Origin of the sequence: Geobacillus sp. FSL K6-3411 (genome assembly GCF_037965715.1) — a bacterium.
Taxonomy (GTDB): domain Bacteria; phylum Bacillota; class Bacilli; order Bacillales; family Anoxybacillaceae; genus Geobacillus; species Geobacillus thermodenitrificans.
Genome location: NZ_CP150187.1, coordinates 1,713,971 through 1,737,452 on the forward strand (window position 1 = coordinate 1,713,971; position 23,482 = coordinate 1,737,452).

Genomic DNA, 23,482 nt, shown 5'->3' on the forward strand with positions numbered 1-23,482 from the left:
TCATCTATCATCGAAGAAAGGAAAGCGGATCCGTTATGAGAAAAGCTCTGTCCATATACATGAGCGATTTGAAGCAGCTGACGACCAATTGGGCCGCGGCTGTATTGGCTGCCGGACTGATCGTTCTCCCATCGCTTTATGCATGGATCAATGTGGAGGCCTCATTGGATCCTTATGATAATACGGTGAACTTGCGCGTTGGTGTCGTCAATGAAGACCGTGGAGCGGAATTAGCCGGCCATCGATTCCATGCCGGTAAAGAAATCATCAACGCACTTCGAAACAACCATCGCCTCGGTTGGCAGTTTGTCACAAAGGCCAAAGGAATGGAGGGCGTACGAAAAGGGGACTATTTTGCGACGATCGTCATCCCCGAGGATTTTTCCGCCAACTTGGCGACCATTGTCCGCGACCGGCCAAAGCGAGCTGTGATTCATTACTATGAAAACGACAAACGAAACGCCATCGTACCGAAAATTACTGAACGCGGGGTCAGCACGCTGTCGGCGCAAGTCGGGGATGAGTTTACAGCGATTGTCAACACAGTGCTGTTTTCCTTATTCCATGAAGCAGGAGTGACGCTTGAGCAACAGCTCCCGGATATTCGTCATTTTGAAACGCTATTGTTTCGACTGCAAAACGATTTGCCGACAATTGAGAGGCAGCTCGATAAAGCCAGTCGTGACGCTGCACAGGCAAGGCAGTTCATCCAACGAGCAGAACAGCTGTTGCCGAAAGCGGAACAGGTAGTCAATCAAGGGAGAGAGTGGCTGGATGGGGCGGGACGTTTTTTTGCTCAAACAAAGGAAACTCCCCGGCTGTTTATGGCACCGACTGAAGCGTGGCTGCGCACTCTTGAAGAGCTCACTGTTTCGTTGGAACAGTGGGCAGCTGCCCCGCCTCGTTCTGATGATGATTTCGAACGGTGGGCAGCAACCGGCAAGGCAATAGCAACAGATGGCGAACAGCTTTTGTCCCAGTTGGACGATGCACTGCATCGGCTAGAAGGAGCTGCGGATATCGATCGCCCTGCTCATCTAAGGAATGCGCTGATTCGTTTGCGTCAGACGTTTGCGGACATGCAAGACATGGCAATGAGACCGGCTGGGCAATCATTTGAAACGATAGTTGAACATGTTCAAACGCAAGCTGCGGCTGTGGACGCTGCTGTGAAAGGCGTTCGGCAAGCATACGAACAACAGGCGTTGCCGCTCATCCAAACGAAATGGGCGGAAATGGCGCCGCTCTTTCAGCAGACGAAGCAAAGACTTGAAAACATGGCTGGAGTCATTTCTCGACTTGAACGTCTATTTACGAACGCCGACCGTGACCTTAAGGCAACCGAACAGTGGTTGACGGCGGCAAAAACGGAGTATCCGTTTCTTGCCCGCCATGTTAGCGAATTGACGGCGTTAGTCGCCAAAATGAAATCAGAAACGGACATCAATGAACTCATCCACTTATTGAAACAAGATCCGCAGGCGAAAGGTGCCTTTTTAGCCCATCCGGTCGATGTCAAAACTTATCGTCTCTTTCCGCTGCCGAACTATGGATCGGGCATGAATCCGTTTTATACGGTGCTAGCGATTTGGGTTGGAGGGTTGTTGCTTGTTTCAGTGCTAGTGATTGACCCATTTAGAGAAAACGGCAATACGGCACGAGCGATGTATATCGGCCGACTGCTCACATTTTGGACGCTCAATCTATTGCAGGCGTTTGTCGTTACGGTTGGTGCAGCCATGTTTTTGCCTCACATTTTCATTCGTGATCCGCACTGGTTTGTGATGTTCGGCCTGCTGGCCGGCATGGTATTTACGGTCATTATTTTTACTTTGGTGTCTTTGTTTGGCAATGTGGGAAAAGCGATGGCGATTATCCTGCTTGTCTTGCAAATCGCTGGAGCAGGGGGAACGTACCCTGTTGAGCTGATTCCCCCATTTTTTCGCCTGTTGAATCCTTGGTTGCCGTTTACGTACGCAATTGATTTGATGCGCGAGGCGGTTGGTGGCATCGTATGGGAAAACGTGAGGCGCGATGTGGTGCGACTCTGTTTGTTCGCGGTCGCAGCGCTTTTAGCCGGCCTGTCGTTCCAAGCTCCGCTTAGCCGATGGATGCGGGTGTTCAAAGAAAAAGTCGCTGAGAGTAAGTTGTTTCATTGAGTGCCTGCTGCCCGCGTCCATGCGGTCGAACCGGAACATACAGGCGTCTTATATCGGTTTGCCAAACAGCGGGTTCCTGCTGCCGCACTGTAAAGGCTGGTGATTGGATGAGGAATACGGATCAAAAAGACAGCTTCTGCAATGGAAAGGTTCACCTTCGCTTCCTTTGAAAACCGCTGTACGGCAGGGAATGATCGTTTTTCACTAGCCTGATGAGAAAAACCCCTATTTTCCTTTGGAAATGTTTGCTACAATACAAATGGGAATGAACGTCTTTATCGCCAACCGGGCAGCCCGCGGGCGGGAGCATCACTTTTCACTTCTTGACGGCTGCCTAATGGCCTGATGCATTTGATTTCGCCGCTTGTTGGAATCCAAACGTGGCGGGCGGCTAAAAGGGGAGAGAATCGTGTCAGTTTATCGACTGCTTGGCCTTGCTCTCATTTTCTTTGGCATTTCCTTGTTTGTTGAGCGCGTTTGGTGGGCCGGCGCGGTTTGCCTATTGATTGGCGGGGCCATGATCTTGATGCACCGGCCGCGGCGAAACCGTATGGCGGAAACAACAGAAGCTGAAAAGATGCTTGATGTTCGCAGCAAAGAACGTAGGGAAGAATCGATTCCACTTCGTCCAAGCGGCAAAAAGGGAAGTCGCCCCGTGCGCTGAAGCCTGAATGACACTAGCAAATGTTACGAATTTAGCATTGGGATGAAAGATTGAAGCCAATGCACAATCAAGAGATGGAACGGTTAAACAAATGAGAATGAGGGATTTAAACAGAAAAAAGCGCCTTAGACCGGGCGCACAGCACGACTAGCGCCAAGTAGGGGGCCCCCTCGAACGTGTTGTGAAATTTGAGACAGCGCCCATGTAAAGGCAATTGGAAACACTTGATTTCACACAAAAATCCCGTGGCTTTATCCATTGGGAGGTTCAGACTCGATAAAGGAGAGGGGAACGATGACGTCCATTATTCGTATGAACGATGTCTCGTGGGTGCGGGGAGAGCGCACGATTTTACACGGGGTTAACTGGGAAGTGAAAGAGGGAGAACAATGGGCCATTCTTGGTTTAAACGGCTCGGGGAAAACGTCGCTTCTCAATATCGTCACTGGTTATCAATACCCGACGCGCGGTGAGGTGGAAGTTTTAGGCTATCGATTTGGGCAGGTGAGCCTGCCGGAGTTGCGCCGGCAGATCGGGTTTGTGAGCAGTTCACTGGATCAGTTTCATGAAACTTTGCAAGCCGAGGCGGTCGAAGATATCATTGTGAGCGGCAAGTTTGCCACGATCGGCTTGTATGATGCCGTCACTGATGATGATCGGAGCATGGCGGAATCGTTCATCGAATCGTTCCGCCTTGAAGCCCTCAAAGGGAAACGGTATGCGACGCTGTCGCAAGGGGAAAAGCGAAAAACATTGATCGCCCGGGCGCTGATGGCGAATCCAAAGCTGTTGATCTTGGACGAGCCGACCGTCGGCCTAGATTTATTGGCGCGCGAAGAGATGCTTTCTTTGATCGAACAAATCATCGCTCGGCCGTGCCATGTGTTATACGTCACCCATTATATTGAAGAGATTGTGGAATCGATCACCCATGTGTTGCTCTTGCAAGACGGCCGCATCGCTGCCGCCGGCCGAAAAGAGGATGTGTTGACCGATGAGCGGCTCTCAGAGGCGTTTCGCCTCCATATCCGCGTTCATTGGGAAAACGGGCGGCCTTGGGTGTCCGTGCGCCGCTAAACCGGCCGATTCCATCATGGTGGGTTCAGTGTAAACAGACCGTGCCTCCGAGGAGATCGGCCGCTATGTTTGTGCAAACCGCCAATCCCTCTTGGCCAAGGTAGCGGCCGACCGTGCGGTTGCTCATAGTACTGTCATGTCAATCAGCATAGCCCCTTCAACACAAAGAGGATGTCCGAAAGACAGCGCGACATCCTCTTTGTGACTGTGACAGAAGGCGCTATGTCCTAACGCTTCAAAACGCCCGGTCAGCAGGTGGAAAATCGATATCGTCCGCATCTGCCTCTTGGCGACCGTCAGCTGGCGTGATTTCAATGACCGGCGGCCGCCCGTTTTCAAAGCCGCGGGCGATATCGCGAATCGGACTCATTTCATCAGGAACACCTGTTCCTGGAGTGTAGCGCGGACAGCCAAACGTAGCGCCTGATTCATCCCAGCGATCCATCATGCCAATGCACCTCCATTTTTAGTATCGCTGTTTCCCGACAGGATACGAATGGCAATGTCCTCCTCTCCGCCCAGCTCTTTTCGGAGCGGCAACCGTCGTCTGAGGCATACTATAAACGACAAGGCTTATGGGCAACGTAATGGTCGACTCGGAAGACACGCGTTATAAATGATGGCGGATTTGGCGACGTCAATGCAGAATGCAAGGGCGTAGCAATGTCGCTTGTGTTCCAGCGTTTTTGGCGGAATGTGTAGAGCTTGGCTCCACAAGGTAGCCCCAATTGGATCACATTGCGCACTTCGCTGAATCTGGCAGCGCCGCAGCTGTAGTGGATGCGGTGCTACACTAGGCGAACGAACATCCGTCGACCGACTCCCTCGATTTCATGGATTGGGGTGGAACATGAGCGGACATAAACGTCAATGATCATCAAAGCAAGGGGAAGAAAGGCGGTGTAGGGATGGTATGGGTCATCAAAGCGAAGCATGAGAGTGAAGATGGGAAGACCACTGCACTCGAACTGGAAAGCGAGGATGGTTGGCTTGACGCCAACGTCCGTTGGGACGGATGCATGGAAATTCATTTGTACTCGGTTACCGAGGAAGGACGTGAATGGAGCGATACGTTCCGCACGTGCGATTTGCAAGGGTTGATTGAACAACTGCAATCGCTTGATGCGCTCTGCCAATCATTTTTCGAGTCTCAAGACAACTGGGGAGAGGACAAAGGACGCACCGATGACGGTGCGGCTGATCTCATCGATCGATGAACGGAAAGCCCATATCGCGGCTTCCCCTCTTTTTGATGGTTCTCGCTTTCTTGCTTGCGATTCAAGCGTCCTTTCCGCGAAGCGAGCGGGTGATCATCGCCTCCGTTTCTCCTTTTACTGTGCTCGGAAGCGGAGGCTTCTCAATGAGGAGGATAAAAGGATTTAAAATATTCTAAATATATTGTATAATAAAAGAAACAACATACTGACCAGTTAGTATACATTGTTTTGAAAGCGGGTGTAAAAAGAGTGGAAAGGAGGGAGAAACGTGAGGTTGAACGGAAAAGCCGCCATTGTCACCGGCGGCGCCAGCGGCATCGGCCGGGCGACGGCGGTACGGTTTGCGGCTGAGGGGGCGAAAGTCGCTGTGAGCGATATTGATGAGGTAGGTGGAGAGGAGACGGTTCGTCTCATTCGGGAACGCGGAGGCGAAGCCATTTTTGTCAAGACGGATGTGTCCGATTCCAAGGGGGTGAACGATCTTGTTCAAACAACAGTCAATGCGTTTGGGGGCCTACATATTCTTTTTAACAACGCGGGCATCGGCCATTCGGAAGTGCGGAGCACCGATTTGTCCGAAGAAGAGTGGGATCGGGTCATCGACGTCAACTTGAAAGGGGTGTTCCTTGGCATCAAATACGCAGTGCCAGCCATGAAAACATCAGGTGGTGGGGCGATTGTCAATACATCGAGCTTGCTTGGAATGAAAGGAAAAAAATATGAATCGGCTTATAACGCTTCCAAGGCCGGTGTCATTTTGTTAACGAAAAATGCAGCGCTCGAATACGGCAAGTTCAATATTCGCGTCAACGCCGTCGCCCCAGGCGTCATTGACACAAATATTATCACGCCTTGGAAACAAGATGCGCGCAAATGGCCGATCATCTCGAAAGCGAACGCCCTCGGCCGCATCGGAACACCGGAAGAAGTGGCGAACGCTGTGTTGTTTTTGGCATCCGATGAGGCGTCCTTTATCACCGGAGCGACGTTGTCGGTCGACGGCGGTGGACTGACGTTTTAGAAGTGGGAAGGCTTATGAGAGCAACGACTGTATTTGAAATAGGTCCTGTGTGATCGAGGGAACAAAAGAGAAAGGGAGAGGAAAACGGTGCGTTTTTCGAATACAGTAGCAGTGGTCACGGGAGGGGGAAGCGGCATTGGCCGGGCGACGGCCATCCGCTTGGCTCAAGAAGGAGCGCACGTCGTGCTTGTTGGCCGCACCGCCGCCAAACTGGAAGAAACGGTACAAGAAATCGCGCGTCTCGAGGCGCCGGCGGCTGCAGACTGGTTTGCGGCCGATGTCACTGATCGCGAACAAGTGAAAGCGTTAGCCGAGTATGTGGAAAGCCGATACGGCGACTTGCATGTGCTTATCAATAATGCTGGCATTTCGACCCATACGAAATGGCTCGAGCTCACGGAACAAGAGTGGGATGATGTGCAACGCGTCAATATCAAAAGCGTCTTTCTCGTATCACAAACGCTCGCGCCGCTGATGATCGAAGGGGCGAAGAGGGAGCGCGTCAACCGGGCGATTGTCAATGTCGCATCGCTATCCGGACATCAGGCAGGAGCGCACATTCCGCACTACAGTGCCGCCAAAGCCGGTGTGATCAACTTGACGAAATCGCTCGCCTTGGAGCTGGCTCCATACGGCATTCGCGTCAATTCCGTTTCACCTGGCTTTGTCGAGACGCCGCTCACGGAGCAGGGCCTGCAAAACGAGCGGTTTGTTAAAGCCATTGAGCGCAACACCGCCTTAGGCCGGGTGGGGACGCCGGAAGAGATTGCAAGCGTTATTGCGTTTCTTGCCTCTTCGGAAGCATCGTACATGACCGGCTCCGATGTGTTGGTCGATGGCGGTTGGCTCATTAAATAGCAATCATGTTCATTGGAAATGAAAGAAGGAAAGGAAGAGGGACATGGAAACCATGCATTTGCTTGTGGAACAGTCCGGCTCGGTCTTATGGCTGACATTGAACCGTCCGGAGCGGCTCAATGCCTTCAGTCCGGAGATGATCGCTGGACTGACTCGTGCAATCGAACGCGCTGCGATGGACGACGCTGTTCGGGCGATCGTTCTATCCGGTGCCGGCCGGGCATTCAGCGCCGGCGGTGACGTCAAAGCAATGGGGCAGTCGAGCGCCTCGCAGGCGTATGAGCATATCGGCCGCCTTAATCGGCTCATTATGACGATGAAATCATGTGAAAAACCAATCATTGCTGCTGTGCATGGCGTGGCGGCTGGGGCAGGGTTCAATTTGGCACTGGCTTGCGATCTCATTTTGGCCGCCGAAGATAGTCAATTCATTTTGAGCTTTGCGAATGTCGGCCTTGTCTCCGACGGCGGTGGTTCGTATTGGTTGCCGCGGCTTGTCGGCCCTCATTTGGCCAAGCAATTTTTCTTCACCGCCGAGCCGATTTCGGCCCACCGTCTGTATGAACTCGGTGTGTTAAGCAAGATCGTTCCGGCCGAAGAGTTGCGCGAGGCGGTGGAAGCGCTCGCTGCCAAACTGGCCGCTAGACCGACAAAAGCGATCGGCAAACAAAAACGGCTGATCGAGCACGCTTTGACGGCGACGCTCGAAGAAATTCTCGAAGAAGAGCGGCTCATCCAAGGATTGATGGTCGAAACGGACGACCATCGCGAAGGGGTGGCGGCGTTTAAAGAGAAGCGAAAGCCGGTGTTTCAGGGAAAATAATCAGCAGTGAGAAACATGGTAACCGGTCTTATTCATATGGGATCTCGACATCTTGATGCCTAAGTGTGAAGCTTCTTGAAATGACATCAGCCCCTCCGTCGTGACGCAATGGGCGAGAGGGGCTTTTGTTCCGTTGATTTTAGAGCACCCTAGTTTGTGCTAGGTCGTTTTCGGCCAATAACTGTTTGACATCGGCGATCAATTCGTCAACGTGGTCATACGGCGCGTCTAGCTGCAGCATTTTCCGCAACATCGCTCGGGCTTTCGGGGATAAGTCGAGCTCTTCTTCCCAGCTTTTTTCGTCCTCACTTGTCGGTTCGTAAGCGGAATATAAGAGGAATAACGTGAAATGACCGAGCGCATAAAAGTCGCTTCGCGGGTGTGGTTCGCGCCGCAGCCGCTTTTCAAGCGGATCGTCATCGCGCAAATCTACTCGTTCACCCATGCGGCACGCCAACCCGAAGTCGATAATGGCTACCGTCCCATGGCGCCAAATGATGTTGGGGATGCGTAAATCGCGGTGGACGATGCCCGAAGCGTGAATATACCGCACGACGTCAAGCACATCGAGCAACAATCGAAACGCCGCTTGTTCCGTGTACGTGATCCCGAGCCCGAAAATTTGATCTTCTACCGTCTGCCCGTCGATATAGTCCATGACAAGATGCGGCTGTCCGCCTTCGATAAACGTATCGTATCGTGCCGGAATTTGTGGATGACGTAAACGCGATAGCACGTCCGCTTCACGTTGAAGCAGACGGCGGCCGTCTTCCCCTTTTGTCCGCCGCGCCTGTTTAATGACGACAAGGCGTCCGGTGTCGCGATCACGTCCTTTGTAGGCGATGCCGTAGCTCCCCATTCCGAGTTCTTCGATGATTTCATAGCGGCCAAAAAGCACCTTCCCGCTCCGGTGCGGGCGGTCAATCCAGCGGGCGATGAACGGATGGCGGTCAATGAATCGCTTCATCAGCTGCCAAAAAAGCTCGAGAAAAAGCTGCCGCTATGATGTTTCTTTTTGTAATGGTAATGGCCGTACTGGGACGGGTGCTTATAAGAATAAGATTTCGGCATATGGTAATCACTGCTGCTGTAATGTTTCTTATAGTACCAGGAGTGATGGTTCTGCCCCAAAAGCCCCTTTAACAACTTCTTGAACATCATGATCGCTCCTTTGCGGTAGATTTACTTATATATACGGAGTGAAGAGAAAGAAGGTTTCAGATTCAGCGATACAAAGAAACCGCCAGAGTCATAGCTTCTGGCGGTTGACAGTGATTATTCCTTTTTTTCAAGTGCCTGTTTGAGCAGCTCTCCTAAGCTTGTGCCAAACGATTCATTGGACGGGCTGTATTTTTTGAGCAACGCCCGCTCCGTTCCTTTCGCGGATGTGCGTTTCGTTTCTTCCGCTTTTTCTACAATGTTGCATGGGCGGCACTGGAAATAGAGCCCGGCCTTTCCTTCATGCATTTCCATGCGTCGGTGGCATTGCGGGCAACGGCGATTCGACAACTTCGGATCACGTCTTCGGCGGTAGCGGCATTCCAAGTTGGAACAGACGAGCATCCGTCCGTCTTTCGTTTTCCGCTCTTTTAAGAGTGAACCGCATTCCGGACAGGTGAGATTCGTGAGGTTTGGCGCTTTGTACGTCTGTTCACTCTGCTTGATTTCAGTGACGAGCTGCTCCGTTTGTCGGCGGATGTTAGCCAAAAATTGTTTTGGATTTCCTTTTCCACGAGCGATCGCCTCGAGCTCACGCTCCCAGCGGGCGGTCAACTCCGGCGATTTCAGTTCCTCGTTGACCAGTTCGATCAACTGTTTTCCCTTTTTCGTCGGATAAAAGCGTCCGTCTTTCCGCTCGACCACTTCCGTTTCGACGAGCCGCTCGATGATGTCCGCTCTTGTTGCCGGTGTGCCGAGTCCATATCTCTCCATTTGTGCAAGCAAATCGGCTTCTGAGTAACGGGACGGCGGTTCGGTGAACGATTGTTCCATCTCAAGTTGTACCGATGCGAGCGTCTGGCCTTCCGATAGATGTAACAACGTTGGTTTCGCTTCTGTTTCTTCTTTGCCAAGAACGGCTTTAAACCCTGCGTTCACGACCGCCGTCTCCCGGGCGACAAACGTTTCGTCGCCGATCTCGAAGACGACGGTTGCCGTTTCGTATTCATACGGTGGGTAAAACAGTGCCAAAAAGCGGCGGGCAATCATGTCATACAGCTTGCGTTCATCCACCGACAGCTTCGCGAGGTCCAATCGTTCATCGGTCGGAATGATGGCGTGGTGATCGGTCACTTTGTCATCTTGGAACACCCGGTTGGCTGCCTTGACGTTCTTTTTGGTGAGCAGGGAGGAGATCACGTCTTCATAGCCTGGCTTCATCGCCAAAAGCCGATCGGTCATCGTCGCTTTCATATCGCTTGGCAAATAGCGTGAATCCGTGCGCGGGTACGTAACGAGCTTGTGCTGTTCATATAGCCGCTGCAATACCGAGAGCGTTTTTTTCGCCGAAAAGCCAAACCGCTTGTTCGCCTCCCGCTGCAACTCGGTTAAATCATACGGCAACGGGACCGGTTCACTTTTCCGCTTCCGCTTGACCGATGTAACACGCGCCGGCTGGCCTTTGAGGCGAGTCATCAGCTCATTGGCTTCGTCTTTGTCAAACAGCCGTTTCCCACCGTGCCGTTCCCATACCGCAGTGACAGAACCGATGCGGGCGTGAATCGTCCAATACGGAACGGGAACGAACGATTGAATCTCCCGTTCGCGTTCGATGATCATCGCGAGCGTCGGCGTTTGCACACGCCCGGCTGAGAGCGGATCGTTGTATTTCGTCGTCAAGGCGCGGGTCACGTTCAACCCGATCAGCCAGTCCGCTTCGGCGCGGCAGATGGCTGATTCATACAGCCGGTCAAACTGCGTCCCGGGTTTTAACTGGCGAAAACCGTCGCGAATGGCTTGATCGGTTTGCGATGAAATCCATAAACGCCAAATCGGCTTCTTCCAGTCGATTTTTTGCAAAATCCAACGCGCGACCAGCTCCCCTTCGCGGCCGGCGTCGGTCGCAATAATGCAATCTTTCACATCGCGGCGTTTGGCTAAACGTTCAATGGCGCGAAACTGGTGGCTCGTTTGCCGGATCACTTTCAAGCCCATTTTTTTCGGAATGATCGGCAAGTCCTCGAGCCGCCACGTTTCATATTTCCGGTCATAGTCTTCGGGCATTTTGAGTTCAACCAAATGCCCAAGCGCCCATGTGACGATGTAGCGCGGCCCTTCCAAGTATGATTTATGTGTTTTTTTGCAGCCGAGCACGCGGGCGATGTCACGGGCGACGCTCGGCTTTTCCGCTAAAACGAGCGATTTCATAAAAAAACTCCTTTCTGTCGTCTCCCACTAGGTGCGGTCTGTTTATTAGTATAATGGAAGAAAGAAAAAGACGCACCCGCTAGGCTTGACCCTGAGCGAAAAGGAACAACGGTGGCGGCATGAAGATCTACTTAGGAAGAGCGATGATGCACAGCATCGTTCATTGAGTGCATTGCGTGGAGAATCCGAATGAATGCGGTTTTCCTCTTCGCTTGACCACTCACAACCGGCTCCATCGTATGCTCACCAGACTTCTAGAAGAACGGTGATAGAATAAAGAGAAGCATGTTGAATGAAAAAACGTCGTCAAACCAGCCTTTCCTCATATTCAAAGACGGGGACCGGACGGATATCACGGTTTTTTCCCATTCTTTTCGACCATATCCATACTTTCTGCACATTTTCAAGATAAAATAGCAAAATTGGAACAATCATACGGATTTGATCGATAAGGAGAGAAACACGTTCAAAAATCCCGTCTGTGCCTTTTCCGTGGCGAATGTTACATGTCATGATGCGCAGTTTCATCGGTGATCTTCCCTTCCTTTCACGCTCCATTTTGATCATCATGGACGCATCTTAGTCAGAAGGAAGAAGATAAAAAGTTGTCACTCCTTCTGGATACGCTCTCCATCATTTTCGTTTATGATGAGGAAGAGGGGCATACCTATGAAAAAAGTGGCGGGAGGCTTGTTGGCTATCGTGTTGGCGCTAAGGACAGGAACGGATTGTCTTGGCCAACACAAACGGTCTGCTCATGTTTGACTAAATGCCCCTCATATGAAAAGCATGCATCCGAACTTGTCGGAGCGACAGTTGCTAGATATGTATAACGTCTACCACAAAAGAAGCGACTTGCATCGCAAGGTAGCGGATCCATGAAAGAAAGGATAGAGGAAACGCCGTCTCCATCATCCGACGCTTATCGAAGTGTTTTTTTGTTACGAAAAGAAGATAACGTGTTGTAACTATATACCCCCTTCGGGTATAATGTATATAGACTAAAAAGAAGAGGTGAATAAGATGACTCACCCGTCACAAGAAGAACATGTGCTTCATGGAACGATGATCCCGCGTACGAAAGAGGAAATCGAAAACATTATGAAACGGCTAAAACGCATCGAAGGACAAGTGCGCGGGGTGCAGAAAATGGTGGAAGACAATCGCTATTGTATTGATATTTTAGTCCAAATTTCCGCCATCCAAGCGGCGCTGCGCCAAGTGGGGATGCAACTGCTTGAACGCCATGCGAATCATTGCGTAGCAAAAGCGATCCGTGAAGGAAGCGGCGAACAATCGCTCCGCGAGTTGATGGATGTGATCAAACAGTTTGCAAAATAAGGGAGGGTTGACCGATGGGAGAGCCAAAAACGGTGACGCTCCGCATCACCGGCATGACGTGCGCCGCCTGCTCGAACCGGATCGAAAAAGTGTTGAACAAACTAGACGGGGTCAAGGCGAACGTCAACTTGGCGATGGAAAGGGCGACGATTCAATATGATCCTGAAAAACAGCGCCTTAAGGATATTGAAACGAAAATTGAGCAATTAGGTTATGGCGTGGCGAAGGAAAAAGTGACGCTCGATATTGCCGGCATGACGTGTGCGGCGTGCGCGACGCGGATTGAAAAAGGGTTAAAACGAATGGACGGCATTACCGCGGCGACGGTCAACTTAGCGACGAACAGCGCTGTCGTTGAATACGAAGAAGGTGTGTTGTCCATCGAGGATATCCTAAAGAAAATCGAGCGGCTTGGCTACAAAGGACGCCTCCGTGAGGAGCGGTCGGGCGTTCGCAATGAAGACGAATGGAAACAAAAGCGGCGCCGACTCGTTTTGTCAACGGTGTTCTCACTGCCGCTGTTGTATACGATGATCGCCCATTTGCCATTCGATCTCGGTCTGCCGATGCCGCATGGGCTGATGAATCCGTGGGTGCAGCTTCTGCTGGCCACTCCGGTGCAGTTTTACATCGGCGGCCCGTTTTATCTCGGTGCGTACCGGGCGTTGCGCAACAAGAGCGCGAACATGGACGTTCTTGTCGCTCTCGGCACGTCAGTGGCCTATGTTTACAGCTTGTATGAGGCGCTCAAAACGTTGGCTGTCCCAGGCTATGCGCCAAGATTGTATTTTGAGACAAGCGCAGTGTTGATTACGCTTGTTTTGGTTGGCAAATATGTTGAGGCGCTCGCCAAAGGGCGGACGACGGAAGCGATTTCGAAACTGTTGAGCCTGCAGGCGAAAGAGGCGACGGTCATCCGCAACGGAAGCGAACAAAAGGTGCCGCTCGAACAAGTTGTTGTTGGCGATACGATCATCGTTCGGCCGGGGGAAAAAATTCCGGTGGACGGAACGGTCATTGCCGGAGCCTCGTCGGTCGACGAGTCGATGATTACGGGTGAATCGATTCCGGTCGATAAAAAAGAAGGCGATTCCGTCATTGGTGCGACGATCAACCAAAACGGCGTTTTGACCATCCGAGCCGAAAAAGTCGGGAAAGATACAGCGCTCGCCCACATCGTCCGCATCGTCGAGGAAGCGCAAGGGTCAAAAGCGCCGATTCAGCGGATGGCCGATGTCATCTCCGGCATTTTTGTCCCGATTGTTGTCGCCATCGCGACCGTTTCGTTTCTCGTTTGGTACTTGATCGTGGCGCCAGGAGATGTCACCGCCGCCCTTGAAGCGGCCATCGCCGTGTTGGTTATCGCCTGCCCGTGCGCGCTCGGCTTGGCGACACCGACATCGATTATGGTCGGCACCGGCAAAGGGGCGGAGTACGGCATTCTCTTTAAAGGAGGTGAGTACTTAGAGAGAACGCAGCAAATCGAAGCGGTGTTGCTTGATAAGACAGGAACGGTGACAAAAGGCAAACCGGAAGTGACCGATGTGATCACGCTCCGGGAAGACATGCTTGCCTACGCCGTTTCGGCCGAGAGCGCTTCGGAACATCCGTTGGCGCAAGCGATCGTTGCGTATGGAAAAGAAAAAGGAATTGCGCCAAAGCCGCTCCGCCGTTTCTCGGCCATGGCCGGGCATGGCATTGAAGCGGTGGTGGATGACCAATCCGTGTTGGTCGGCACGCGCAAGCTCATGACCGACCGTTCGATTGATGTAGCGAGCGCAGAGGAACGAATGGCGGCGTTGGAAGCACAAGGAAAAACGGCGATGCTTGTCGCCATTAACGGAGAGCTGGCCGGTTTAATCGCCGTCGCCGATACGGTGAAAGAGAGCTCGAAACGAGCCATTCAGACGTTAACGCAAATGGGGATTGATGTGTACATGGTGACCGGCGACAACCGCCGCACCGCGGAAGCGATCGCCAGCCAAGTTGGCATTCGTCATGTGTATGCGGAGGTGCTGCCGGAAGAAAAAGCGAACATCGTCGCCAAGCTGCAGCAACAAGGAAAGCGGGTGGCGATGGTCGGCGACGGCATTAATGACGCTCCGGCCTTGGCGAAAGCCGATATCGGCATGGCGATCGGCACCGGCACCGATGTGGCCATTGAAACGGCTGACGTGACGCTTGTCGGCGGTGATTTGGCTCATATTCCGCAGGCGATCGAGTTGAGCCGGAAAACGATGAGAAACATCCGCCAAAACTTGTTTTGGGCGTTGGTTTACAACACGATCGGCATTCCGGTCGCTGCCGCCGGCTTATTAGAACCATGGATCGCCGGTGCGGCGATGGCGTTTAGCTCCGTATCGGTCGTTGCGAATGCGCTTCGTCTGAAACGGGTGAAACTATCACAATAACGGGAGGAAAAAACGATGACGCTCACTTTACACGTGCAAGGAATGACATGCGGCCATTGCAAAGCCGCCGTCACGAACACCTTACAACAGCTCGATGGCGTCCGCCGGGTCGACGTCCATTTGGAACAAGGGACGGTCGACGTCGAGTACGATGAGGCGAAAGTGACCGTGGATCAGTTGAAAGCCGCGATTGAAGATCAAGGATATGATGTCGTCTAACGATTGGGCATTCCCTCTCCTTTGAGGGAATGCTTTTTTTATTTCGCCGCGGCATAGAGGCTGATCACGGCTTGCACCGGTGCTGGAAATGATGAAGCGGCGCCAAAAGAAAACGCCAGCCAAGAAGAAAACCCCCCATGATGCCGATCACGGGGAAATGAACCACTCCGGTTCAGGCGATGTCCCGGCCGGATTGGAAGAAGCCAAGCAACCCACCTACCTGGTCGGAAGCAAAATCATCATTCACGCTGACCATATGCCGGAGATGAGCGGGGCGGAAGCGACTGTTTCTGACGCGTTTGACACGACTGTCTATACAGTGACACACCCCCGACGACCGGCGGAAACTCGGTGAAAAACCATAGATGGGTCATTCATGAGGAAATCGAAAGCGCCGGGGAAGAGCCGTTTCAGCCAGGGGATGAAAGTCGTCTTGAACGCTGACCATATGGAAGGGATGAAAAGCGCGAAAGCCATCATCGATTCAGTCCAACAAACGACAATGTATATGGTTGATTACATCGATACAGAAACTGGCGAACAAGTACCAAACCACAAATGGGTGACGGAAGATGAACGGTCGCCCGTGAAATAGTGAATAAGCGACGTTTGCGTCACGTGCACAGCAAGAGTGTCTCCAAAGCGGTGAGAACCCCTTCTTCTATAGATCCCATACTGAACAACGTCACCATGGTACATTTCGTGATTCAGTACGGGGATGATCTTTAGAGCTCCTCGTGTTTCTCTTTTATGGAAATAAAGGTATAATGAAACCGATATGGAATGAAGAGTATGATAGATTACAAAAGGTGTGGGCGAGAAAACCTATCCCTTTTATGAAGATGAAAGCAAGCATTTTCCTATATGGAATGATTGAGGGGAGAGAAAACAATGAAATGGTTTTGGCTGGGGGTTCTGCTGTTTTGCTTATGCTGGTTCGTATATGGAGTCGGAGTCAGTTTGTATCGTTTATGGGTCGAGCAACGAGTGGACGGGCAAGCACTGATTTTGGCGCTCGGCATGGCGGTCATGAGCTGGCGGGCGTGGGATGAATGGCGCGGAAACAGTTGGGGGCAACAAGAAAATAGGCGCCGTCCATAACGACAACGGCACCTTTTCTTTGTGCATTCTTGTTCATGCGGATTGTTCGTCAATGTTCTGTTCCGGCAGCCGGCGCTGTTTTTCTTTGATGAATCCATACATTGCGAGAATCGCCAAAATCATCAGGCAAAGAACGGAGCCGATTCGATGCTCGCGCTGGAATAAAAAACTCACCCAAATCGCGCCGAGCGACACGACGGCGATGCTCGTCGTGTACGGAAATCCTTTGACGCGAAAGAACGGATTCGTGTCGTAATTCGGCCGCAGCTTGAGTTGGGCCGCTCCGATCATCATCCAGACGATCAGCACCGTAAACCCAGGGATCGTCATCAACTCGCCGATGATCCGCCCTGGCGCCAAGTACGCACCGACGACTCCTGCGGCAATGCAGAGAGCGACCATTCCCATGCCGTAAAGCGGCACCCCGTGTCGTGTCGTCCGTAACAAGCGGCGGCTTGCTTCTCCTTGTTCGGCCATTGAAAAGAGCAAGCGAGAAGTGGCGTACACCCCGGTGTTGGCTGCTGATAAGACGGCAATAAGCAGGATCGCGTTCATCACATGGGCGGCACCCGAAATGCCCGTTGCCTCGAGCACTTGGACGAACGGGCTGTTTTCCGCCGATACGGCGTTCCACGGCATGATGCCGCAAATGATGGCGATCGGCAGTACGTAAAAGCCGATGACCCGCCATATCGTGGTTTTGATGACCCGCGGCAGCACCCGGTCGGCGTCTTTCATCTCTGTCACCGCCACACCGATCAGCTCGGCTCCACCGTATGAAAACACAACCACAAGCAAGGCGCTGATCATGCCCCCAACCCCATGCGGAAACCAAGTATCGTAGGTCGCATAACGGGCCCATGGGTCTCCGTTCGCCCCTTCGATCACACCAAACCACATGCCGGCCCCAAGCAAGATGAATACAACTAGCGCCGCCACTTTCAATCCAGCGAGCCAAAATTCCGTTTCTCCATAGTATCGAACCGGAAACAAGTTCAGCACGATAATCAATAACGCGCAGCCAAGGGCGAGCAACCAAAGCGGCACAGATGGCATCCAATAGCGTAAAAAACTTCCTGCCGCAAGCAGCTCGACGACTGTGACCAATGTCCAGTTCGCCCAATACAGCCACCCGACGAGAAACGACCAACGAAAGCCAAACGCCCGGCGGATCAAATGTTGAACGTTTTCGCCCGGATAGGCGAGGGCCATCTCGGCTAATGCGGCCATAATAAGAAACAGCAGCGCCCCGCCGAGGAGATATGTGAGAACGACACTTGGTCCGGCGATGTGAATCGTATCGGCGCTTCCTTTGAAAATACCGGTGCCGATCATGCCGCCTAGCGCCATCAACTGTACATGGCGAGGCAACAGCCCTTTTTGCAACGATGGGCGCGAATGTTCCATACAGCAACAACCTTTCTCGTACGAAGTTCCTTCCATGATGCACTTTTTTGCTTTTATGCTTTTATGCAGTTAAGCAAAAAAGATAGTTTTAGAATATAATAGTTATGTTTTTCTGTCAATGATTCGTGAAAAACACATCGTCAGTATGGAAACGTTTTGTTATACTGGAAACAGGTTTTGAACTTGCCAAAAGGAGATTGATAGAATGCTTCGCAACAGCGGCAAACCGATTTCAGAAAAAGCCATCACCGTGTGGCGCTTGACCGGGGTGTTAGTAACGTTGGCGTCCGGGGGAGTCGTCGGCGGAATCGCATGGTTTCTGTCGCGCTTTCATGTTCCTAAGTGGTGGTTAGTGGTGTTGGTTGGCATCTGGGTAGTGGAAGCGATCTTATGGGTCGGATGGTTGCCTCCCTTGCGCCAGAAACGATGGCGTTATGATATTCGCGAGGAAGAAATAGAAATTCAGCACGGTGTTTGGTCAACGACATGGACGCTAGTTCCGATGAATCGCGTTCAACATGTCGATGTGCGGCAAGGCCCTTTTCTTAAACGGTACGGGTTGGCTTCGGTTGTGATTTTCACGGCCGCCACTGTCCATGAAATCCCTGCGCTATCTGAACCGGAGGCGGAAAAGCTCTGCCGGTTGATCGCTGAGTGGGCGAAGGTGGCGGATCGGAATGATGACTAAGCGCCGTCTTCATCCCGTTGCGATGGTAACCGGAGTAGGGAGAGAGCTGAAAAACGTGCTGCTCCCGCTTTTGGTAGTTGTCGTAGCTGGCAGCGGCGGCGATTTTTCTTGGCGGGATCTCGTCGTGCCGCTTCTTGTGCTCGCCTACACGATCGTTGCCGGCATTCTTTCCTGGGTTCGCTTCACTTACGGCTGGGATGATCAAACATTGCAAGTGGAAGAAGGAGTATTCGTCCGCAAAAAACGGACAATCCCGTTCGAGCGCATTCAAGGCATTTCCATAACGGAAGGAATATGGCAACGGCTGGCGGGGGTCGTGAAAGTCCATATTGAAACGGCTGGAAACGTGCCCGGAGAAGCAGAAGTGACGCTCGCGGCCGTGTCGAGGGAAGAGGTTCGCCGCTTGCAGCGCGATATCGAGCAGGCAAAAGAGCAGGCAGAGGAGTCTAATCCATGGAACGACCAGGAGAAGCGACTACTGTCTCCTCCCTTATTTACGCTTTCCGTAAAGGAAGTGTGGCTTGCCGCTGTGACAAGCGGGGGAGCGTTTGGCGTAGTGGCGGCCGTTTGGGCCTTTCTGTCTCAGCTCGGAGATCTTATCCCGTATGAAGCGCTCTTTCGCAATGTGCAGGCGACATGGAATGGACATGGGCGGTGGTACATCGGAATCATCGGTTTGGTTGCACTGTTGGCCGCGTATGGGGTGGCGATCGTGCAAAATATGATCCGCTTCGCTTCGTTTGCCGTGCGCAAGCAAGAAGATACGATTGTCATCACCCGCGGTTGGCTTGAACGCAAAACGGTATCCGTCCCCATTGGCCGCGTCCAAGGGGTGATGATCCATGAGAGCTGGCTGCGGCGTTTGTTCGGGTATGCGACCGTATCGCTCATTCATGCTGGTGGAGCGCTTGACGGCGGCCCACCGGGTGATGTGGTTCTTTGCCCGCTTGTAAAAAAAGAGCGCGTCTCCTCGATTGTTCACGCGTGCCTGCCGGAGTATGATCTCGATGTCACGTTCCACCCATTGCCGGAGCGCGCCAAAATCCGTTATATGCTTCGGCCGCTCTATTGGTTGATGGTCCCGGTGCTATTGGCCGCCTACATCGAGCGCCCGTGGGGAGCAGGACTTTTGCTTGTGTTGCCGCTCGCCGCGTGGATTGGGGTGCGTCGCTATCGGGCAGCCGGTTGGGCGCTTTCTTCAAGGCAGCTAACACTCCGGAGCGGCTGGTTCCGCCAAACGACAACATACATGTTGAAACGCCGCCTGCAATCGATTGAGGTGTCGGCGACATGGTGGCAAAAGCGAAAACGATTAGCAACCATTTCCGCCGCCGTTATGCCACTTGGTACTTCCGCTCGCGTCGTCGATGTGGATGGGCAAGACGCAGCAGCGGTGTATCGCTGGCTGCAAGCGGAAAGAAAGGATGAAACATGATGAGTGCGTTTGTTCATGGATTCATCTTGGCGTTGGGACTGATTTTGCCGCTTGGTGTGCAAAATGTGTTCATTTTGACTCAAGGAGCGGTTCAGCGGCGTTGGGTGCACGCCTTGCCCGCGGTGCTGACGGCGTCGTTGTGTGATACGCTGCTCATTTTGCTTGCCGTTTTGGGTGTCTCCTTCGTTTGGCTTGGTTCCTCCTGGACGAAAATGGTTGTGATGGGGGCGGGCGTCCTTTTTTTGCTGTATATGGGCTGGAGCACATGGAAGAGCGAGCCTGCAACAGGCGAAAGCGAAGCAGCGGAAATGTTTCCGCCTCGCAAACAAATCGCTTTCCGCCGCCTCAGTATCGCTGCTGAACCCTCATGCCATTTTGGATACGATCGGTGTCATCGGCACGAACTCGCTCCGCTATACGGGATTGGAGAAAGCGTTGTTTGCTGCGGCGTGCATTCTTGTCTCGTGGGCTTGGTTTGTTGGGCTTTCCCTCGCTGGAAAGATGCTTGGTCGCTTCGATGGCAGCGGGAGGGGATTGCGAACCATGAACCGGGTTTCCGCGCTCATCATTTGGGGAGTGGCTGGATATATGCTCATGGACCTGTTTCACGATCGGCTGCCCTAAGACGGCCGAAGGGATGGCGCGCTTAGCATGAATGTAACGAACCCGTATCCTGAAGCAAGCCGAGCGGTTTCCAACGAACGGATAATCTGCTAAAATAGGAAACAACGAAAGAAAAGAAGGGAAGAAAGATGCAAACGGAGCGCGAATCGCATGGGCGGATCATTTTTCATGTAGACGCCAATTCGTTTTTCGCTAGCTGTGAGATCGCCCGTGATCCATCGCTTCAGAAAAAACCGGTCGTTGTGGCAGGAGACCCGAAAGAGCGGAAAGGAATTGTGCTGGCGGCCAGCTATGTAGCGAAACAACAGTTTGGCATCTATACGACGATGCCGCTTTGGGAAGCGAAAAAACGCTGTCCATCGCTCGTCGTGCGGCCGCCGGATTTCGCGTTATACCGCGAAGTAAGCCGTCGCTTGTTTCAATGCTTACAGCGTTTCTCGCCCGTATTGGAGCGCGCCTCCATTGATGAAGGCTATTTGGACATGACCGGGCGGACGTCAACGGTTCACCCGCTCGCTTTGGCGCACCATATCCAACAAGAACTGCTTGAGCGGTTGTCGATTCCGGTGAGTATTGGTATCGCCCCGAATAAGTTTTTGGCGAAAATGGCAAGCGACATGAAAAAGCCGCTTGGCATCACCGTGCTGCGCAAACGCGATGTCCCGCGCGTGTTATGGCCGCTTCCGGTCGAACACATGCATGGCGTTGGTGACAAAATGGCGAAAAAGCTGCATGCGCTTGACCTCCATACGATCGGTGATATTGCAAAGGCCGATCGGGAGCGTCTTCGTCAGACGTTTGGCATCTATGGTTTGCGCCTTCAAGAGAAAGCGAACGGCATCGATCCGCGTCCGGTTGATCCAGTGGCGGCGGAAAAGAGAAAATCGATCGGACACTCAACAACGTTGCCGTACGATATGGATGAGGAACAGAACTTGCTCGTTGTCTTGCGCCAGTTGGCTGAGTCTGTCAGTGCGAGGATGAACGAAAAGCGGGTTGTCTCGCGGACCGTTCAACTGACCATTCGCTACTACGATTTTCAAACCATCACTCGCAGCCAAACCGGAATGGATCCGTTATGGGATGCGGAAGACATCTTTTCCTATGCTGCACGGTTGTTCCAAAAGCATTGGGACGGTCGTCCAGTGCGGCTTCTTGGCGTTGCTGCGCTCCATGTGTTTGACCGGACCGGGGCGGTGAAGCAGCTTGATTTGTTTCACTATGAAGAGGATGCGAAAACAGAAACTCTTTGGAAAACGGTTGAACAGCTGCGGGCGAAATTCGGTGTTCGCGCCCTGCAAACGGGCGCCGAACTGCTTTCGACTGACAGGAAAAAGAGGGAGGAGGAAGAACGTTGACGATATTCATAGTTGCTGCGTCTGTCGTGATGCTTGCAGGCCTAGTCGGTACGCTCGCGCTGTCTGGACGGGGAGACGAGCAGTACACATCAGCAACAAAAGGCAATCTCACCCGCTTAGTGTTGATTTATGCCGGATTAGCCATTGTCCTAGCGGCAGGAATTGGGATATACGTAGCGTTGTAACACGTGAAGGACTATACGACTATAATTGCCGACGATTTGCCTATTTGGATGCAGCGTTACTGGTTAGAGAGGGGGGGGTATGGACAATCGCTCCTATAATAACAAAGTCGCAATCGGTTCATTTCGTGCAAGGTGTTGCCTGTTTTCATCACGGAATGAACCGATTTTTTTGGCGCAGTTAAAAGGTTGGCACGGATGGCTAGCCCCAGGGCGATCCTCAACGGGCTGGCCTATTTTTTTTTTGTAGGTTGTTGACGGATGCCGATTTTCGCTGGATACGTATATATACAGTATGAATATCCCTTATGGACAACAGTATAGGAAAGGAGTATGGAAATGGTGGCGTATGACATGCATGGCGCGTCCATGCCGCTTGAGGCAAATCGCGAATTGCAATCATTAATTGGGAAAACCGTTACTGTCTACCGCGGTGGTCCCGAATCAAAAACAGGGAAACTTCTCGATGTTCAATCAGACTATCTTGTCCTTTTTGTTGAAAGCGAAGCAGCGATGATTTATTATGCGTTGCACCATGTTCAAAGCATTAGTGAAAATGTGAAAGCCAATTCCGTTTCGTCGCTTTCTTCATATAGCGACGAAACTGTTATGCCGGTAAGGGCGACGAGTTTTTATGAGCTGTTAAACAGTTTGGTCAATGAGCACATTCAAATTAACCAAGGGGGACCAGAGTCAAAACGAGGAACCTTACTAGGTGTCAACGACGATCATATTATTCTCTTCACAAAAGATGATGGGATTGTGTTTTACCTTCTCCGCCATCTGAAAAGCGTCCGTGTACAAATGAAAACCGAAGAGAACAAGGCGGTAGATGCCAAGACCCCAGCCGCGGAACTTGAAGCAAACGCAATGGAAGACGCCACAACAGAAGTCACGGGGCATAACGATATGGAAGCAGCAAGCGAAGCGCCGCATATACCAGGAGGGGAAGAGACACACGAAGACCAAGAACATGACCCGCTACCCCCGCCCGTTTATGTAAAGGCCGCAAACGTAACGGATCTATTTGAGAGACTCATCAATACATGGATAGCGATCAACCGCGGGGGGCCGGAAGCAGTAGAAGGAATCCTTGTTCCGGGAGGAAGCGGTTACTGTACGATTGTCAATCACGATGAAATTATCCGGGTGAATTATGAACACATCAAAAGTATCAGCTGTGGGCCTAAAGGAGCGTTCCAAGCAAATACCATGAATGCCGGAGACGGAAAGGAAACAGGTCAAGCTGAAGCAAAACAAGAGCCTAATCAAGCCGAGCGCGAGGCGAAAAAGGCACAGAAAAAAGAAGAAGAGGGGGTAAAAGCAAAGCAAAAAGAGCAAGGTGACAAGAAAAAAGAAGAAAAAGAGAAGGGCAAAGAGAAGGAGAAAGAGCAAGGCGACAAGGAAAAAGAAGAGAAAGAGAAAGAAAAAGAGAAGGAAAAGGAGAAGAAAAAAGAAAAAGAGAAGAAGAAAGAGAAAAAGAAAAAAGGATGATGAGGGAGGCAAACGAAAAAGAGAAAGGTGACAGGCC

22 protein-coding genes and 2 pseudogenes are annotated in these 23,482 nt (G+C 52.1%); 18 read left to right on the plus strand and 6 right to left on the minus strand.

From position 1 onward, the window contains the following. The first annotated feature begins 59 nt into the window (after nt 1-59). The 3 genes from NSQ22_RS08735 (at nt 60) to NSQ22_RS08745 (ending at nt 3,900) form a co-directional block, all read left to right on the plus strand. Nucleotides 60-2,159: a YhgE/Pip domain-containing protein gene (locus NSQ22_RS08735; protein ID WP_223812851.1), complete on the plus strand. Its 2,100-nt coding sequence runs from the start codon at nt 60-62 to the stop codon at nt 2,157-2,159. 409 nt (nt 2,160-2,568) lie between these two features. Next, entirely contained in the window at nt 2,569-2,823 is a 255-nt protein-coding gene (locus NSQ22_RS08740; RefSeq protein ID WP_008879182.1) for a hypothetical protein, read from the plus strand. A gap of 294 nt (nt 2,824-3,117) precedes the next feature. Further along, complete coding sequence (locus tag NSQ22_RS08745; RefSeq protein WP_011887368.1) at nt 3,118-3,900, plus strand: ABC transporter ATP-binding protein; 783 nt, start codon at nt 3,118-3,120, stop codon at nt 3,898-3,900. A 235-nt stretch (nt 3,901-4,135) separates the two neighbouring features. On the opposite strand, the gene NSQ22_RS08750 is transcribed toward NSQ22_RS08745, so the two are convergent. Further along, the gene (locus tag NSQ22_RS08750) at nt 4,136-4,348 is read right to left on the minus strand and encodes a hypothetical protein (RefSeq protein ID WP_008879180.1); all 213 of its coding nucleotides are present in this window, start codon (nt 4,346-4,348) and stop codon (nt 4,136-4,138) included. Between the two features lie 460 nt (nt 4,349-4,808). Here NSQ22_RS08750 and NSQ22_RS08755 point away from each other — a divergent pair, with 460 nt between their 5' ends. From NSQ22_RS08755 to NSQ22_RS08770, 4 genes are all read left to right on the plus strand, one after another. Then, the gene (locus NSQ22_RS08755) at nt 4,809-5,117 is read left to right on the plus strand and encodes a hypothetical protein (protein ID WP_008879179.1); all 309 of its coding nucleotides are present in this window, start codon (nt 4,809-4,811) and stop codon (nt 5,115-5,117) included. A 268-nt stretch (nt 5,118-5,385) separates the two neighbouring features. Further along, nucleotides 5,386-6,138 carry a glucose 1-dehydrogenase gene (locus NSQ22_RS08760; RefSeq protein WP_008879178.1) on the plus strand — a complete coding sequence of 251 codons (753 nt, stop codon included), beginning with the start codon at nt 5,386-5,388 and terminating at the stop codon, nt 6,136-6,138. Between the two features lie 87 nt (nt 6,139-6,225). Further along, nucleotides 6,226-6,996 carry an SDR family NAD(P)-dependent oxidoreductase gene (locus tag NSQ22_RS08765; RefSeq protein ID WP_008879177.1) on the plus strand — a complete coding sequence of 257 codons (771 nt, stop codon included), beginning with the start codon at nt 6,226-6,228 and terminating at the stop codon, nt 6,994-6,996. A 43-nt stretch (nt 6,997-7,039) separates the two neighbouring features. Continuing rightward, on the plus strand, nt 7,040-7,819 hold the full coding sequence (locus NSQ22_RS08770; RefSeq protein ID WP_008879176.1) for an enoyl-CoA hydratase-related protein: 780 nt from the start codon (nt 7,040-7,042) through the stop codon (nt 7,817-7,819). Nucleotides 7,820-7,958: 139 nt separating this feature from the next. On the opposite strand, the gene NSQ22_RS08775 is transcribed toward NSQ22_RS08770, so the two are convergent. The 4 genes from NSQ22_RS08775 to NSQ22_RS08790 form a co-directional block, all read right to left on the minus strand. After that, nucleotides 7,959-8,786 (minus strand): serine/threonine-protein kinase, encoded by an 828-nt coding sequence (locus tag NSQ22_RS08775; RefSeq protein WP_008879175.1) that lies wholly within the window; start codon nt 8,784-8,786, stop codon nt 7,959-7,961. Next, on the minus strand, nt 8,786-8,977 hold the full coding sequence (locus NSQ22_RS08780) for a hypothetical protein (RefSeq protein WP_029760787.1): 192 nt from the start codon (nt 8,975-8,977) through the stop codon (nt 8,786-8,788). The genes NSQ22_RS08775 and NSQ22_RS08780 overlap by 1 nt, the downstream gene beginning before the upstream one ends. Nucleotides 8,978-9,094: 117 nt before the next feature. Further along, a complete protein-coding gene (locus tag NSQ22_RS08785) occupies nt 9,095-11,185 on the minus strand; it encodes a DNA topoisomerase III (RefSeq protein ID WP_008879173.1) in 2,091 nt (696 codons plus the stop codon). Nucleotides 11,186-11,491: 306 nt separating this feature from the next. Continuing rightward, the gene (locus tag NSQ22_RS08790) at nt 11,492-11,713 is read right to left on the minus strand and encodes a hypothetical protein (RefSeq protein ID WP_230459231.1); all 222 of its coding nucleotides are present in this window, start codon (nt 11,711-11,713) and stop codon (nt 11,492-11,494) included. Between the two features lie 495 nt (nt 11,714-12,208). Here NSQ22_RS08790 and NSQ22_RS08795 point away from each other — a divergent pair, with 495 nt between their 5' ends. The 5 genes and pseudogenes from NSQ22_RS08795 to NSQ22_RS08815 all read left to right on the plus strand — a co-directional run bounded on the left by NSQ22_RS08795 (nt 12,209) and on the right by NSQ22_RS08815 (nt 16,257). Beyond that, nucleotides 12,209-12,526 carry a metal-sensing transcriptional repressor gene (locus NSQ22_RS08795; RefSeq protein WP_008879170.1) on the plus strand — a complete coding sequence of 106 codons (318 nt, stop codon included), beginning with the start codon at nt 12,209-12,211 and terminating at the stop codon, nt 12,524-12,526. 14 nt (nt 12,527-12,540) lie between these two features. After that, nucleotides 12,541-14,937, plus strand: coding sequence for a heavy metal translocating P-type ATPase (locus tag NSQ22_RS08800; protein WP_339264532.1), 2,397 nt, complete (start codon nt 12,541-12,543; stop codon nt 14,935-14,937). A gap of 15 nt (nt 14,938-14,952) precedes the next feature. Next, nucleotides 14,953-15,156, plus strand: coding sequence for a copper chaperone CopZ (gene copZ, locus NSQ22_RS08805; protein ID WP_060475834.1), 204 nt, complete (start codon nt 14,953-14,955; stop codon nt 15,154-15,156). Between the two features lie 60 nt (nt 15,157-15,216). Beyond that, nucleotides 15,217-15,751, plus strand: a pseudogene (locus NSQ22_RS08810) (YdhK family protein). 296 nt (nt 15,752-16,047) lie between these two features. Further along, on the plus strand, nt 16,048-16,257 hold the full coding sequence (locus tag NSQ22_RS08815; protein WP_008879165.1) for a hypothetical protein: 210 nt from the start codon (nt 16,048-16,050) through the stop codon (nt 16,255-16,257). Between the two features lie 33 nt (nt 16,258-16,290). Here the strand turns inward: NSQ22_RS08815 and NSQ22_RS08820 are convergent, their stop codons facing one another. Beyond that, nucleotides 16,291-17,664: an amino acid permease gene (locus NSQ22_RS08820; protein WP_081157131.1), complete on the minus strand. Its 1,374-nt coding sequence runs from the start codon at nt 17,662-17,664 to the stop codon at nt 16,291-16,293. 205 nt (nt 17,665-17,869) lie between these two features. On the opposite strand from NSQ22_RS08820, the gene NSQ22_RS08825 reads away from it, so the two are divergent. The 6 genes and pseudogenes from NSQ22_RS08825 to NSQ22_RS08850 all read left to right on the plus strand — a co-directional run bounded on the left by NSQ22_RS08825 (nt 17,870) and on the right by NSQ22_RS08850 (nt 23,445). Beyond that, nucleotides 17,870-18,352 (plus strand): PH domain-containing protein, encoded by a 483-nt coding sequence (locus NSQ22_RS08825; RefSeq protein ID WP_008879163.1) that lies wholly within the window; start codon nt 17,870-17,872, stop codon nt 18,350-18,352. Next, nucleotides 18,342-19,787, plus strand: coding sequence for a PH domain-containing protein (locus tag NSQ22_RS08830; protein ID WP_081157132.1), 1,446 nt, complete (start codon nt 18,342-18,344; stop codon nt 19,785-19,787). The genes NSQ22_RS08825 and NSQ22_RS08830 overlap by 11 nt, the downstream gene beginning before the upstream one ends. Further along, a pseudogene (locus NSQ22_RS08835) lies at nt 19,787-20,411 on the plus strand (LysE/ArgO family amino acid transporter). The gene NSQ22_RS08830 and the pseudogene NSQ22_RS08835 overlap by 1 nt, the downstream one beginning before the upstream one ends. Before the next feature lie 128 nt (nt 20,412-20,539). Then, nucleotides 20,540-21,769 (plus strand): DNA polymerase IV, encoded by a 1,230-nt coding sequence (locus NSQ22_RS08840; protein WP_008879160.1) that lies wholly within the window; start codon nt 20,540-20,542, stop codon nt 21,767-21,769. Continuing rightward, entirely contained in the window at nt 21,766-21,954 is a 189-nt protein-coding gene (locus tag NSQ22_RS08845) for a hypothetical protein (protein WP_008879159.1), read from the plus strand. Before NSQ22_RS08840 ends, NSQ22_RS08845 begins: the two co-directional genes overlap by 4 nt. 336 nt (nt 21,955-22,290) lie before the next feature. Beyond that, nucleotides 22,291-23,445, plus strand: a complete 1,155-nt coding sequence (locus tag NSQ22_RS08850; protein ID WP_008879158.1) for a spore coat protein CotH — start codon at nt 22,291-22,293, stop codon at nt 23,443-23,445. Nucleotides 23,446-23,482: the final 37 nt, after the last annotated feature.

Coding starts and splice junctions, on each gene's coding strand:
- NSQ22_RS08735 (WP_223812851.1), top strand. CDS start 60: ATGAGCGATTTGAAGCAGCTGACGACCAATTGGGCCGCGGCTGTATTG.
- NSQ22_RS08745 (WP_011887368.1), top strand. CDS start 3,118: ATGACGTCCATTATTCGTATGAACGATGTCTCGTGGGTGCGGGGAGAG.
- NSQ22_RS08750 (WP_008879180.1), bottom strand. CDS start 4,348: ATGATGGATCGCTGGGATGAATCAGGCGCTACGTTTGGCTGTCCGCGC.
- NSQ22_RS08755 (WP_008879179.1), top strand. CDS start 4,809: ATGGTATGGGTCATCAAAGCGAAGCATGAGAGTGAAGATGGGAAGACC.
- NSQ22_RS08770 (WP_008879176.1), top strand. CDS start 7,040: ATGGAAACCATGCATTTGCTTGTGGAACAGTCCGGCTCGGTCTTATGG.
- NSQ22_RS08775 (WP_008879175.1), bottom strand. CDS start 8,786: ATGAAGCGATTCATTGACCGCCATCCGTTCATCGCCCGCTGGATTGAC.
- NSQ22_RS08780 (WP_029760787.1), bottom strand. CDS start 8,977: ATGTTCAAGAAGTTGTTAAAGGGGCTTTTGGGGCAGAACCATCACTCC.
- NSQ22_RS08785 (WP_008879173.1), bottom strand. CDS start 11,185: ATGAAATCGCTCGTTTTAGCGGAAAAGCCGAGCGTCGCCCGTGACATC.
- NSQ22_RS08790 (WP_230459231.1), bottom strand. CDS start 11,713: ATGAAACTGCGCATCATGACATGTAACATTCGCCACGGAAAAGGCACA.
- NSQ22_RS08795 (WP_008879170.1), top strand. CDS start 12,209: ATGACTCACCCGTCACAAGAAGAACATGTGCTTCATGGAACGATGATC.
- NSQ22_RS08800 (WP_339264532.1), top strand. CDS start 12,541: ATGGGAGAGCCAAAAACGGTGACGCTCCGCATCACCGGCATGACGTGC.
- copZ (WP_060475834.1), top strand. CDS start 14,953: ATGACGCTCACTTTACACGTGCAAGGAATGACATGCGGCCATTGCAAA.
- NSQ22_RS08815 (WP_008879165.1), top strand. CDS start 16,048: ATGAAATGGTTTTGGCTGGGGGTTCTGCTGTTTTGCTTATGCTGGTTC.
- NSQ22_RS08820 (WP_081157131.1), bottom strand. CDS start 17,664: ATGGAACATTCGCGCCCATCGTTGCAAAAAGGGCTGTTGCCTCGCCAT.
- NSQ22_RS08825 (WP_008879163.1), top strand. CDS start 17,870: ATGCTTCGCAACAGCGGCAAACCGATTTCAGAAAAAGCCATCACCGTG.
- NSQ22_RS08830 (WP_081157132.1), top strand. CDS start 18,342: ATGATGACTAAGCGCCGTCTTCATCCCGTTGCGATGGTAACCGGAGTA.
- NSQ22_RS08840 (WP_008879160.1), top strand. CDS start 20,540: ATGCAAACGGAGCGCGAATCGCATGGGCGGATCATTTTTCATGTAGAC.
- NSQ22_RS08850 (WP_008879158.1), top strand. CDS start 22,291: ATGGTGGCGTATGACATGCATGGCGCGTCCATGCCGCTTGAGGCAAAT.